The sequence below is a fragment of the Nocardioides okcheonensis genome (assembly GCF_020991065.1).
Classification (GTDB): Bacteria; Actinomycetota; Actinomycetes; order Propionibacteriales; family Nocardioidaceae; genus Nocardioides; species Nocardioides okcheonensis.
Genome location: NZ_CP087710.1, coordinates 256,643 through 269,665 on the forward strand (window position 1 = coordinate 256,643; position 13,023 = coordinate 269,665).

The window sequence follows — 13,023 nt, forward strand, 5'->3', positions numbered from 1 at the left end:
CGTGGCGGGCCGGCGGCGACGCCGGCCCCCGCACCTCGGCTGGGACTCGTGGGTCCTCCTCGCGGCACTCGCCGTGCAGGGGGGCGTCGCGCTGTGGCTGGGCGGCCGGGGCTGGTTCAGCGGCGACCTCCTCCACTACTACGTCGAGCGCGGCGGCGCGCCCGGCGGCACCGAGAGCCTGATGGCGCCGCACGCGTCGCACTGGCAGCTCACCCTGGTGCTGGTCTACCTGCTGCCGTTCAAGCTCGTCGGGCTCACCGCCTACTGGCCCTACCTCGCCCTCACGGTGCTGGTGCACCTGGCCCTGGTCGTCGTGCTGCACCGGCTGCTGCGCCGCCTCGGCGCCGGCAGGGTGGCTGCGCTCGTCGCGGCGCTCGTCCTGCTGACCTACGGCGCAGGGTCCGAGGCGTTCATGGTCGAGGCACCGGTCGCCCTGACGTCGTCGGTGCTGCTCGGCGCGATCGCGATGCTCGTGCTCGTGCGCCGCGACGTCGACGGGCGCGCGTGCCTGGTGGCGGGCCTGCTGCTGCTCGTCGCGGTGACGATCTCCCTCGGCGGTGTGGTGGCCGCGGTGTGGGTCGGGGTCTTCGCGCTGTCGCGCGGATTCGTCGCCATGTTGCGGGTGGTCGCGGTCCCGGCGGTCGCCTTCCTCGCGTGGTACGCCGTGTGGGGCCGCGGATCCACCCGGATCCTGCTCAGCCGCGAGGAGGTCCTGCAGGTGCCCGGAGCGGCTGCCGCCCTGGTCGTGGCCCCCTTCGAGGACGTCTCCGGCGGCTGGGGCGCGGGCCCCGCACTGATGCTTGGCGTCGTCATGGCGATCGTCGTCACGGCAAGGCGCCGCCCGATCCTGGTCCAGGCGGCCGTCGCCGGCCTGGTGGCTGCGCTGTTCCACGCGGTGGTCAGCGCGGTCGCGCAGGTGCCGTACGGCATGGAGCAGGTGACGACCAGCCGCTACCGCTACGTCGTGCTGGCGCTCCTGCTCCCGGGGCTGGCGCTGCTCCTCGACGTCGCCGTCCGGGCGGCCGCACGGGTGGTGGACGCCCACGGCCGGCGACAGGCGTACGTGCTGGTCGGTGTTGTGGCGTGCCTCGGGGTAGTGCACGCGGCGCTCGGTCAGTACCGCGTAACCCAGCAGACGGAATACATCGGCGACATCACCCGGTCCCGACTGGCTGGCACGATCCTCGCGTCGGAGGCAGGGGAGAAGCTGCTGAACGACGCCATCCGCGGCTCCTACATCAGCGGCGAGGACCTGGCCCGGCTGGCCGACCCCGCCCTGCGCTCGGAGCTCCCCGACCTCGACCCGTCCGAGCAGGACCGGCTCGAGGCCGAGAGCAACTACTACGTCACGGTCACCGGCGACGAGGTCGAGCTGGCCCCGCCGGCACGCCTGGACACCGACTCCTTCACGCCGGCGGTGACCGGGCGTGCGGGCTGCCGGACGTTCCAGGCGACGAACGCGACGCCGACCCTGGTGCTCACCAGCTACCTCGGCGCCGGCTTCCGCTTCCGCGGACCAGCCGGCTCGGTGACCACCGTGCTCTCGCGTCCCGACGAGGACCTGACCTCGGACCCGGTGACGTGGAGGGCAGCGCCCGAGGAGTGGACCTACGTCGCGACGACCGCGCAGCTCGCCGACCTCGCCGTCACCTTCGACGCGGGCGGCACCTACACGTTCTGCTTCGTGTCCTGAGCCCCGTCCGCAGGTGCGGCGGCGACCGGCACCGAGAGGTCGTCGGCAGCCAGGTCGTCCCGGCGCGGGTCGGCGGCGGGGGCGACGGGGGTCCGTGGCCGCAGCCGCAGCCAGGCCGGGTGTCGCAGCAGGCGCGCGACGTGCCGCTCGAGCAGGTAGTGGGTGGCCACGCAGAGGGCGGCGGTCACGACCAGGGCGACCGCGGCCCGCGGCGGCCAGTCCCACGACCGGGTGCGCGCCTCGACGGCCGCGAAGGCCGGGTAGTGCCAGACGTAGATGACCAGTGAGTGCCGGCCCAGGAAGCTGAGCGCGGACAGCCGCGGCGTCGTCAGCACCCGCCCGCCGAGGGCGATCGACCCGAGCAGCACGGCGACGTCGAGCTCGAGGAGGGTGACGCCCCAGCCGAGGAAGCGGGCGTCGTCGGAGCAGTACCAGAAGAGCGGCACCAGCGCGACGAGCGCGGCGCCCCCGGTCCAGGTGAGCGCCCGTTGCGAGAACCGCCCGGGCGGGACGAAGGTGAGCACGACGCCCAGCAGCACCCCGACGACGACGGCGTCCATGCGAGCGGTGGTGCGGAGCAGGACGTTGATCACCGACTCGAGGTCGGCGACGTGCATGCGCCACCACGTGAGGAGCAGCAGGAGCCCGGTGAGGCTGGCCACCTGGGCGACCGGTCGCCGGCGCACGAAGTAGAGCAGCAGCGTGAGGGCGACGAAGGCCTGCATGTCGACCGAGAGGTACCAGAGGTGCCCGAGGTCCCAGCGGGAGTCGATCGCGTCGGTCTGGAGGTACCAGTTCCAGGTGTAGGTGAAGACGTGGAAGGTGGTGCTCGCGTTGGTGCTGCTGGAGTTGGGGTCGTCGACCAGTGCACCCGCGACGATCACCGCGGGCACCGCGACCAGCACGACCGGCGCCACGCGCAGGACGCGGCGCACGATCCCGACCGCGGGGTTCATGTTCGCCAGGCCGTGCGCGGCCAGCGAGCGGTGGACGAGGAAGCCGGTCGCGACGAAGAAGATGGTGACGGCGAAGTTGCCGCTGCGGAACACCGGCCGCACCCACGCGTGCGCGTCGATCCACTCGATCGGCCAGAGGATCCAGCCGTGGGAGAGGACGACGACGACGATCGCGAGGCCGCGCAGGCTGTCCATGGCGCGGAGCCGTTCGGAGCCCACCTCGCTCCGGGCTGCGGGGCGCGACGCCCGCGGCCGGGCACTCCTCACGATCGACATGCGCGGACTCTAACCCCGCCGCGAGGGGTCGCGAGGAGTGTGCGAAAAAGTGCGTGTCAGATTGGCTACCGGGAAGTCACTTCGCTGCTAGAGTCGCCCAGACTTTGAGGCGACCGGGAGGAAAAACGCTATGCGCAAGGGCTTCGGCATCGGTTTGTCGGTGCTGGGTGGATTCTTGGTCACCCTGGCCATCCTGGCCCAGTTCTGGGCCCCCGGGAGGCTGATGAAGACGCCGCTCGACACGGACAGCCTCACCCTGCTCGACGGGACCGCGGAGCTCTCCGACGGCAACGGTGGCACCACCGAGTTCCCGGTCAAGGCCTTCAGCGTCACGCGCGCCGACTCCGAGCGCTCCGACTCCGACGTGATCGTCTTCCAGAACTCCAGCTGCCTGGTCAAGGACGAGGGCGGCATCGACGAGTGCGTCAGCGCCGACGACCCCGAGGAGCGCCTCGTCTCGGCGAGCACGGACAACTTCGCGACCGACCGCCGCACGGCGCTCGCCGTCGACGACCCGAAGTACCTCCCGCCGAGCGCCGAGGACAAGCAGGGCCTGATCAACAAGTGGCCCTTCGAGGCGGAGAAGAAGACCTACCAGTACTGGGACGGCTTCGCCGGCGAGGCGGTCGACGCCGTCTACGACCGCACGGAGGACGTCGACGGGCTCGAGACCTACGTCTACGCCATCGACGTCTCCGACGCCCCGATCGAGCTCAGCGACGGCGTGCAGGGCACCTACTCGGTGCAGCGCGAGATCTGGATCGACCCCACCACCGGGGCGATCATCAACCAGTCCGAGCAGCAGCAGCGCATCGACTCCGACGGCAACCCGTTCCTCATCCTCGACTACGGCTTCACCGAGGACCAGATCGCGGGCAACGCCGACGACGCCAAGTCCAACGCCAGCGCGCTGGACCTGGTCACCAAGACCGTCCCGCTGATCGGCTGGATCGTCGGCATCCCCGCGCTGCTGATCGGCATCGCGCTGCAGCTCATGCGTCGCCGCTCCGCCGCCTGAGCCCGCCGCACGGCCCCGAGAGGTAGCTCAGCCACCGCATGCCTGACATCGCGACCGTCCACACCGACGACGTCCGGTGGTTCTCCGAGACGTTCGACCGCGCGGCCCGCAACATGGAGTCGGCGGTGCTCGGCAAGCGGCACGTCGTCCGGCTCGCGCTGACCTGCCTGGTGTCGGGTGGGCACCTCCTCCTGGAGGACCTGCCCGGCACCGGCAAGACCATGCTGGCCCGCGCCCTGGCGAAGTCGCTGGACTGCTCGTTCGCGCGCATCCAGTTCACGCCGGACCTGCTGCCGTCGGACGTCACGGGCGTGACCGTCTACGACCAGGCGCACGGGGAGTTCTCCTTCCACCCCGGTCCGATCTTCCACAGCGTGGTCCTCGCGGACGAGATCAACCGCGCCTCGCCGAAGACGCAGTCGGCACTGCTGGAGGTGATGGAGGAGGGGCACGTCACCGTCGACGGCCGGACCCACGAGGTGCGCCGCCCGTTCATGGTGATCGCGACCCAGAACCCGATCGAGCAGGCCGGCACCTACCAGCTGCCGGAGGCGCAGCTCGACCGGTTCCTGATGCGCACCAGCGTCGGCCACCCCGACGCTGAGTCCACGGAGATGCTGCTGGCCGAGTCGCAGGTGCGCGACCGGGCCGCGGGGCTCGGACCGGTCATCAGCACGACCGAGATCCAGCAGATGTCGCAGCTCGCGGACATGGTCCACGTCGACCGGTCGCTCATCGCCTACGTCCGGCGCCTCGCCGAGGCGTCGCGTGAGCTCCCCGACGTCCGCATCGGGCTGTCCACCCGCGGCGCGCTCGCGTGGGTCCGCACCGCCAAGGCGTGGGCGCTCGCCGAGGGACGCGGACACGTCGTGCCCGAGGACGTCGCCACCCTGGCCCACCCGGTGCTGGTGCACCGCCTGCTCATGTCGTCGGGCGCCGCGTTCGGCGGCCTGACCCCGGACCAGGTCATCGACGACCTGCTCGCGCAGGTCCCGGTGCCCCGCAGCGGCGCGTGAGCCGACGCAGCCCGGTCCGCCCCGGCGGCCGGCTCGCCCCGCTGGTGGCCTCCGCGCGGAGGTGGCCGCGGCTGGTGACGCCGCTCGGCCGGGGCGTCCTCCTGACGGGGGTGCTCACCCTCACCGTCGCCGTCGCCCTCAACTGGCAGGAGTTCGTGCAGCTCGGGGTCGCGGCGATCGCCCTGGTGGGCGTCGGGCTGGCCTGGCAGGCACTGCCCGGTGCGCCGTCCACGTCCCTCGTCCTGCGCCCGAGCCGGCTGGTCGAGGGCGGAGCGACGGCGAGCGCCGAGCTGCGCGTCCACGCAGGAGCGGTGCCGATGCTGTTCCCGAAGGTCGTCGTGCCGGTCGGTCCGCGCGAGGTCGCGGTGCGGCTCCCGTTCCTCGGGCCCTACGCCGAGCACACCGCGTCCGTCGCGCTGCCCGCCCTGCCGCGAGGGGTGCACGCCGTCGGCCCGGTCGCGCACGAGAAGGCCGACCCGGTCGGGCTGGTGAGCCGGCGGGTGTCGTCCGGCACCCCGACCGAGCTGTTCGTCGCTCCCCGCGTGGTCGAGCTCTCGGTGTTCGCCGGTGGCCTCACCAACGACCTGGACGGCGCGACCAGCCAGCAGCTGTCGATGAGCGACCTGGCGTTCCACGCCCTGCGGGAGTACGCACCCGGTGACGACCTGCGCCACGTCCACTGGCGCAGCTCGGCCAAGGCCGGCGAGCTGCTGGTGCGCCAGTACCACGAGACCAGGCGCGGTCACGTGACCATCCTCCTCGACGACTGCGCCGGGTCCTACCGGCGGCTGCGCGACTTCGAGCTGGCGGTGTCGGTGGCGGCCTCGGTCGCGCTGCGCGCCGTGCGTGACGACTTCGACACCTACCTGCGGTGCGGGCCGCACGTCGCCCGCGGGCGGAGCGCGGCCGAGATGACCGACGCGAGCTGCCGTTTCGTCACCGCGCGCGACGACCGCTACCTCCCGCTGGCCGCGGAGGCGGCGGGCGCGGTCAGCGGCACCGGCCTGGTGGTCCAGGTGACCGGGGCCGCGCGCACCGTCGCCGACCTGCACGCCGCCGCGGGCCGGTTCGGCCAGGGCGTCGACTGGCTGGTGGTCCGCGCCGACAGCGAGGGCCGGGCGGCGACCGACGACGCGGCGGGCGTGCACCAGGTCGTCGTGCCCGAGCTCGCGTTGCTGCCGGAGCTGATGGCGAGGGGACGACGATGACCTCGGGGCCGCAGGACGGACGCTCGACCGTCGTCGACGCGCTCGTCGTCGTCGGCGCGATGGCGCTGGTGCTGACCCTCCTCGACGAGAGCTTCTGGTCGCGCGCCTACCTCGTGGCCGGGCTGGTGCCGGTGGTGTTCCTCCTCGTCCTGGCCTGGACGCTGCGGCGGTCCGCGGACGGCGTGTGGCTCTACGCGCTCGTCGCCGTCCTCGCCTACGCGCCACTCGGCGCCCTGGCGGCCCTGCGGCGTCCCGGGCCGTGGGTCGTGCCGACGGTCGACACGATGAGCCGGGTGCTGGGGGACACGTGGTCGGCCCCGCGCCTGTTCGTCAGCACGCTCCCTCCCGTGGAGGCCTCCGGCAGCGTGATGCTGCTGCCCTACGCGATCGGCTTCTTCACCGCGCTCCCGGCCGCCTGGCTGGCGGTCGCCACCCGGCGTCCGCTCGCCCCCGTGGTCGCCGTGCTGGGCGGGCTGGCGGCCACGATCCCGATGGCCGTGCTGGTGCCCGACCACTACGTTCTGCGCGGCATCGTGCTCACGGTGGTGCTGCTCACCTGGGCCGCGGCACGCAGCCGTCGCCTCGAGGCCGTCGTCGGGTCGGTGCGGTCCGGGCTGGTGGGCACGCTGGTCGCGGTGGTCGTGGTGGCCTCGGTGTCGGGGCTGGTGGGGCTGCTGACGCCGGACGACGACCAGACCGACCGGACCCGTCTCGACCCCGCGGGCGAGGGTGTCGCGGCGCGCACGCTCGACTCGCTGGTCGCGCCCTCGGCGGGACGGGCGCCGCTGCTCAGGGTGAGCGGGCTGCCCGACGGCGCGCGGGTGCGGTTCGGCGCGCTCGACGCCTACACGCCCGGTGCGTGGGTGGCGGCCGACGAGTCGCCGGGAGCCGGTCCGTCCGGCACCTTCCGCCGGATCTCGCCGCAGGTCGACCCGCTGCACGACGGCGAGGAGGTCGAGGTCCGGGTGCGGGTCCGGCCGGCCTACACGAGCGACTGGCTGCCGACGTTCGGTGAGCTCACCACGATCCGCCTCGAGTCGACCGACGGGCGCACCCAGCTCGCGGACGTCCGCTACAACCAGGCCTCCTCCAGCGCCCTGGTGGTCGGCGGGGTGAACCCGCGCGACGACTACACCTTCACGGCCGTCGCGCCGCCGACCGGGTTCGGCGCCGGCGACGCGACCATGGAGCCCACCGACGACCAGCGCCAGCCCGAGGGCGCGTTCCTCGACCAGTTCCTCGAGCCGTTCGACCGCGCCGACCTGACGCCGTTGCGTCGCGTCCTGCTGGTGGCGCGCTACCTCCGGCTCAACGGCGAGGTCCGGCTCAGCGGGACCTCCTCGCAGTCACCCGTCGACCTCGGCCTGCGGCTGATGGGCGCCAGGCACATCGTGGCGACACCCTTCCAGTACTCCGCGGTGACGGCCCTCGCCGCCGCGCGGCTCGGTGTCCCGGCCCGCGTGGTGGTCGGGGCCGCACCCGGCCGCGGCGGCACGGTCCTGCAGTCCGACGTCGAGTCGTGGGTCGAGCTCCAGTTCGCCGACGGCACGTGGCGCACCCTCGACCCGAGCCGCTACACCGGCGTGCACCCCTACACCGAGGACGACAGCGACGAGGTCGTCGAGGCGGGTGAGTGGGTCACCCGCGAGCTCGACGTCGACGACTCCGAGATCAAGATCCCCAAGGGTGCCGACATCGACCTGCCGCCCGACGCGGTCATCGAGGAGCAGCACGGACCGTGGTGGGTCGTCGGTGTCGCGGCGGCCGTGCTGGCGGGTGCGGTGCTGCTGCTGTGGGCCTCCGTCCCGGTGGTGAAGGCGGTGCGGCGGCGCCGGCGGCGGGGGTCCGACCCGACGGCGCTCCACGTCGATGCCTGGCAGGAGGTGCTGGACACGGCGCGTGACCTGGGCCGACCGGTGCCGGAGGGCTGGAGCCGGGTGGCGCAGGCCCGGGCGCTCGGGGTGGACGTCGAGCTCGCGCGGCGCGCCGATGCGGTCGTCTTCGCACCCGTCGCCGCGGCACCGGGGGACGGCGCCCGGTTCTGGGAGGACTGCGCGGCGCTGCGGCGCGGCCTGCTCGACCGCGAGGGCCGGCGACGGCGTACGTGGTCCCACCTGAACCCGTCCTCCCTGCTCGCCGGTCGGGCCAGGCGCCGGGCACCGCGGGGGTCAGCGGGCGAGGTGCGCCACGAAGATCGCGGTGCCGGGCGTCAGCCGGCCGCGCACCTGTGACCAGCCGCCCCACACCCGGTCGTGCCCCTCGGGCCACTCGGGCTCGACGAGGTCGGCCAGGGTGAAGCGGTGGCCGGCGAGCAGCCGGACCCAGTCGCCCAGCGTCCGGTGGTGCTCGACGTAGGACACCACCCCGGAAGCGTCGTCGATCTCGACGTAGGGCGTGCGGTCCCAGTAGGACTGCGTGGCGGTGAGGCCGGCCGGGCCCGGGTCGTCGGGGAACATCCAGCGGGTGGGGTGGGTGATCGAGAAGGCGAACCGGCCGCCCGGACGCAGCACGCGGGCGACCTCGCCCAGCGCGTCGTCGATGTCGCTGACGAACTGGAGCGCGCCGAAGGAGCAGAAGACGACGTCGAACGAGCCGTCGGCGAAGGGCAGGGCGGTCGCGGTGCCCCGCACCGAGGGGACGGCCGTCCCGGTCTCCTCGTCGAGTCGCAGCGAGTGCTGGAGCTGGCGGTGGGAGAGGTCGAGGCCGTACGCGCGACCGCCGCGGGTGCGGACCCAGCGGGAGCACTGCCCGGCACCGCTGCCCACCTCGAGCACGTCGCGGTCGGCGACGTCGCCGAGGATGCCGAGCTCGTCCTCGGTGTGCCCCTCCGGTCCCCAGACGAAGCCGGCGTCGCCGAGGAACGCCCCGTGGGTGGCCTGGTACTCGTCGGCGTAGCGGTCCCAGTCGGGCCCGTTGGCCAGCCGTGACTCGCGCTCGGTGACCGGTCGCCTCTCGACCCGCACGGACTGCGGCAGGTGGTCCTCCACGTCGACGAGCGTAGCCACCGGCGCAGGGCGGTGGGGCACCGGGCGACGAGCGCCCGGTGCCCCACCTCTCTTCCAGGGGGTCGGTCAGCCCATGGAGCCCGGCAGCCGGTCGCTGCGGTCCCTGCGCGACATCGCGCCCCGCGGCCCCGAGCGGATGTCGCTCGGGTCGGAGCCCGCGCGCACCTCGCGCCCGTCGCTCACGCCTCCGCGGTCGGTGTCGCACTTGCTCGGGTCGGTCTTCGCCTTCCCGTGCCGCTTGTTGGCCTTGCCGGTCTTCTCGACCTTGTCCTTCAGCCCGTCGCGGTCGGTGTCCAACTTCCGCGGGTTGGTGCGCGTCTTGCCGATCACGACGGTCCGCAGGGTCTTGCCCTTGCCCCGCAGCGAGACTCGCTGGGTCACCCGCTGCTTGATCCGGTAGCCCTTGACCTCGCGGCCGTCCGAGATCCCGTCGCGGTCGGTGTCCGCGCGCAGCGGGTCCGTGCGGACCGTGATCGAGGACCGGGCCTTGCGCCCGCACACCTCGAAGCGCTCCCGGATCTTCATCCCCCTGACCTCGCGACCGTCCTTGAGGCCGTCGTCGTCGCTGTCGGCGTCGCGGGGGTCGGTGCCGTGGGTGTTGACCTCGGCGCCGTCGGTGAGCCCGTCGTTGTCGGAGTCCGGGTCGAGCGGGCTGGTGCCGTGGGTGTTGACCTCGGCGCCGTCGCCGAGCCCGTCGTCGTCGGAGTCGGCGTCGTTCGGGTTGGTGCCGAGCGTGCCCTCCTGCTGGTCGTCGACGCCGTCGCCGTCGCTGTCGCCGGGCGGGGGAGCAGGAGCCCGCACCACGGTGAACGTGCTGGTGTCGGCCGGGCTGGTGTTGCCCGACGCGTCGGCCTGGGTCGCGGTCACGGCGTGCTGGCCCACCGCGAGCTCGCGGGCCGGGGTGCACGCCCACGTGCCGTCGCCGGTGACGACCGCGGTGCAGAGCACCGTCGATCCCTCGCGCACGATGACGGTGGCACCGGTCTCCCCGGTCCCGCCGATGCGCGGGGTGGTGTCCTGGGTGCTCGCACCGTCGGCGGGTGCGGTGATGACCGGCGCGTCGGGGGCCGTGGTGTCGCCGCCTCCGACGAAGACGACGGTGAAGGTCGTCGAGGCCTCGGCGGTGTTGCCTGCGGCGTCCCTGGCCGTCGCGGTGAACGTGTGCTGCCCGAGCACCAGCGGGGTGGTGGCCGAGCACGACCACGCGCCGTCCCCGTCGGCGGTGGTGGTGCACACGGTGGTCCCACCCTCGCGCACGGTGATCGTGGCGCCGGGCTCGCCCACGCCGGTGACCTCCGGGGTGAGGTCGGTCGTCGCCGACCCGTCGGCCGGGGTGAAGACGGTGACCTGTGGGGCGGTGGTGTCGATGGTGACGGTGGTCGAGTCGGGCGCCGAGGTGTTGCCCGCGGCGTCGGTCGCGGTGGCGGTGTAGGTCGCCTCGCCGTCCGGCAGCGCGGTCGTCGGGGTGCAGCTCCACGCGCCGTCCCCGTCGGCCTGGTCGGTGCAGACCTCCGTGCCCGCGGGGTCGCGCACGACGACGGTCGAGCCCGGCTCGGCGGTCCCGGAGAACTCGGGCGTCGCGTCGTCGGTGACGGAGCCGTCCGCCGGCGCGGTGATCACCGGTGCCTCCGGCGCGGTGGTGTCGTCCGCGCCGCACTCGACGCCGCCGGCCGGGGCGCTCGCCTCGACCGACATCGGCGCGACCGCGAGCGACACGTCGGCCGCCGCGGGAGCACCCGGCAGCAGGCCGAGGACGTCGAGGTCGATGCGGAGCAGCGCGTCGAGGGTGCCGCGGCCGGTCGCGCCGGACGACTGGTCGGTCGGGGTGAACGCAGTGATCGAGAGGTCCACGAGCGGCTCGAGCGCGCCCGGCAGGTCGATGCGCTGCGGCTGGCCGTTGAGCGGGATGTCGACCGGGGTGCCGCCGACCGTGGCGGTGATGGTCGGCGGGCTCACGAAGCCGGCACTGCCGGTCGTGCCGTCCGACCGGGCCTGCAGCACCACCGGGTTGGTCACGTCGACCGTCACCTGGCCGCCGAGCAGGTCGATGTCCCCGACGGTGGTGGTGGTGCGCGCGACCACGTCCGACGTGGTGCCGCGGTCGACGAGCGCCGTGCGGCTGCGGGTCTGCGACGCCTGCACCTCGGCGAGCGTGCCCACCGGGGCGGGCAGGTCGAGGAGCGTGACGCCGGCCAGGGCGGTGCGCGCGTCGGACAGCACGCGCTCACCGCCGGTGGCCGGGACGCAGGAGGCCGCGCCGTTCCAGGCCGCCTGCACGTCGCCGGTGACCGCGTCGACCCCTGCCAGCAGGTCGAGCGGCAGGTCGACGAGGGTGCGCTCGGGCGGGTCGCTGGACGGCGGGGCAGTGGCGGTCTCCCGGTCCGGCGCGATGGGGACGCCGCCGAACAGCAGCTGGGCGTCGAGGTTGGCCGACGTGGCGTCGCTCGTGCCGCCCCCGGAGTCGCTCGCGACGGTGCTGCGGCTGTGGCCGATCACGGCACCCGCCAGCGAGCCGGTCCCGAGCACCTGGGCGTCGAGGTCGACGATGTCGCCGTGGGCGGTGGCGCCGTAGGTCGCCGGCAGCGGCTGCGCCGTGGCCGGTTGCGCGAGCGTGACGAGTGCGGTCGGTGCCAGCAGCGCGAGGACGACCCCTGCCGCGGCGGACCGCCGTGGTGTGCGTACGTGCATCTTCAGTTTCCCCCTGGTGTGGTGCTCCCCCTGAGCAACGAGAGAGCAACGAAACGGTGCTTGCTACTCATTCAGGCAACGAGACGGCCGCGAGCAGGTAACGACCGACCTCACCCGATGGGGTGGAGCAGCCGGCGCCGTGCCACGATCGGCGGGTGATGGAGGACGGGGCCGTGCTGACGCCGCTGGCCGGTGGCCACTCCGGGAGGACCTTCGCCGCCGAGGTCGCGGGGGAGCGGGCCGTGGTCCGGATCTACCCGCCCGTGGACGGCCGCGGGCACCGTCCGCCGGAGGTCGACGAGGCCGTCCTGCGCCTGGTGCGCGGCCTGGTCCCGGTGCCCGAGGTGCTCGAGGTCCGACGGGTGCGTCCGGGCGCGGGGGAGCCGGGCCTGCTGGTGACCAGTCGGCTGCCGGGGGAGCGTGGCGACCTCGTCCTCGCCGGGCTCGACGACGACGGCGCCGCGCGCCTCGGCCGGGCACTCGGCGCGGTCGCCGGCACGCTGGCGGGGATGCCGTCGCTGCGCCCCGGAGCGTTCCTCGACGCCGACCTCGCGCTCGGCGCGCTGCCCGGCGACGGGCTCGTCGAGTGGGTGGCCCTGCGCCTCGGCGCGTGGTCCGAGCGCGACCTCGGGCGCCTCGAGGACGTGGCGGTCCGCGCGCAGGACCTGCTCGACACGGTCGGTCGCGCCTGCGTCGTGCACGGCGACCTCAACCCGAAGAACGTGCTCGTCGATCCCTCGGGACCCGACCTCACCGGGGTGGTCGACTGGGAGTTCGCCCACGCCGGACACCCCTGGACCGACGTCGGCAACCTGGTCCGGCTGGACCGTCGACCGGCCTACGTCGAGGGCGTGCTGTCGGCGTGGACCGACCTGCGCGGCGGGCGCCCCGAGGAGCTGCTGGAGGGGGCGCGCGCGGCCGACCTGTGGGCGCTGGTCGACCTCGCGGCGCGGGCGGGGGAGAGCCCCGTCGCGGACCGCGCGGAGGTGCTCCTGCGGGCCGTCGCCGCGACGGGCGACCTGCACGCGTGGCCGTTCGCCCGCTGAGCGTGGTCCGGGGCCGCGTCCGGGCGGGTCACGCCGGTTGGACGGCGGCCCGCGCACGCGCGTAGGCTTGCGAGCTGCGCCAGTCGTCTGCCCGGTTCCCGTACCGAGCGGACCCGG

9 protein-coding genes are annotated in these 13,023 nt (G+C 74.0%); 6 read left to right on the forward strand and 3 right to left on the reverse strand.

The genetic code is table 11. The features are described from left to right. Nucleotide 1 precedes the first annotated feature (1 nt). Nucleotides 2-1,693: a hypothetical protein gene (locus LN652_RS01165; RefSeq protein ID WP_230442890.1), complete on the forward strand. Its 1,692-nt coding sequence runs from the start codon at nt 2-4 to the stop codon at nt 1,691-1,693. Here LN652_RS01165 and LN652_RS01170 read toward each other — a convergent pair. Next, entirely contained in the window at nt 1,669-2,925 is a 1,257-nt protein-coding gene (locus LN652_RS01170; protein WP_230442891.1) for an acyltransferase family protein, read from the reverse strand. The two genes, LN652_RS01165 and LN652_RS01170, sit on opposite strands and share 25 nt — an antisense overlap. A 130-nt stretch (nt 2,926-3,055) precedes the next feature. On the opposite strand from LN652_RS01170, the gene LN652_RS01175 reads away from it, so the two are divergent. Genes LN652_RS01175 through LN652_RS01190 form a run of 4 tightly spaced genes read left to right on the forward strand, consistent with a single transcriptional unit; the run spans nt 3,056 to nt 8,398 of the window. Then, nucleotides 3,056-3,943 (forward strand): DUF3068 domain-containing protein, encoded by an 888-nt coding sequence (locus LN652_RS01175; protein WP_230442892.1) that lies wholly within the window; start codon nt 3,056-3,058, stop codon nt 3,941-3,943. Nucleotides 3,944-3,981: 38 nt separating this feature from the next. Beyond that, on the forward strand, nt 3,982-4,959 hold the full coding sequence (locus LN652_RS01180) for an AAA family ATPase (RefSeq protein WP_230442893.1): 978 nt from the start codon (nt 3,982-3,984) through the stop codon (nt 4,957-4,959). Then, nucleotides 4,956-6,167: a DUF58 domain-containing protein gene (locus tag LN652_RS01185; protein WP_230442894.1), complete on the forward strand. Its 1,212-nt coding sequence runs from the start codon at nt 4,956-4,958 to the stop codon at nt 6,165-6,167. The genes LN652_RS01180 and LN652_RS01185 overlap by 4 nt, the downstream gene beginning before the upstream one ends. Then, a complete protein-coding gene (locus LN652_RS01190; protein ID WP_230442895.1) occupies nt 6,164-8,398 on the forward strand; it encodes a transglutaminase-like domain-containing protein in 2,235 nt (744 codons plus the stop codon). Before LN652_RS01185 ends, LN652_RS01190 begins: the two co-directional genes overlap by 4 nt. On the opposite strand, the gene LN652_RS01195 is transcribed toward LN652_RS01190, so the two are convergent. Then, complete coding sequence (locus LN652_RS01195) at nt 8,336-9,154, reverse strand: class I SAM-dependent methyltransferase (RefSeq protein ID WP_230442896.1); 819 nt, start codon at nt 9,152-9,154, stop codon at nt 8,336-8,338. The two genes, LN652_RS01190 and LN652_RS01195, sit on opposite strands and share 63 nt — an antisense overlap. An 84-nt stretch (nt 9,155-9,238) precedes the next feature. After that, nucleotides 9,239-11,860, reverse strand: coding sequence for an Ig-like domain-containing protein (locus LN652_RS01200; protein WP_230442897.1), 2,622 nt, complete (start codon nt 11,858-11,860; stop codon nt 9,239-9,241). A 158-nt stretch (nt 11,861-12,018) separates the two neighbouring features. Here LN652_RS01200 and LN652_RS01205 point away from each other — a divergent pair, with 158 nt between their 5' ends. Continuing rightward, a complete protein-coding gene (locus tag LN652_RS01205; RefSeq protein ID WP_230444798.1) occupies nt 12,019-12,906 on the forward strand; it encodes a phosphotransferase in 888 nt (295 codons plus the stop codon). The last annotated feature ends 117 nt before the right edge of the window (nt 12,907-13,023 follow it).

Bases quoted from the DNA above. Each gene is read 5' to 3' on its own strand.
- LN652_RS01170 (WP_230442891.1), bottom strand. From the start codon at position 2,925: ATGTCGATCGTGAGGAGTGCCCGGCCGCGGGCGTCGCGCCCCGCAGCC.
- LN652_RS01175 (WP_230442892.1), top strand. From the start codon at position 3,056: ATGCGCAAGGGCTTCGGCATCGGTTTGTCGGTGCTGGGTGGATTCTTG.
- LN652_RS01180 (WP_230442893.1), top strand. From the start codon at position 3,982: ATGCCTGACATCGCGACCGTCCACACCGACGACGTCCGGTGGTTCTCC.
- LN652_RS01190 (WP_230442895.1), top strand. From the start codon at position 6,164: ATGACCTCGGGGCCGCAGGACGGACGCTCGACCGTCGTCGACGCGCTC.
- LN652_RS01200 (WP_230442897.1), bottom strand. From the start codon at position 11,860: ATGCACGTACGCACACCACGGCGGTCCGCCGCGGCAGGGGTCGTCCTC.
- LN652_RS01205 (WP_230444798.1), top strand. From the start codon at position 12,019: ATGGAGGACGGGGCCGTGCTGACGCCGCTGGCCGGTGGCCACTCCGGG.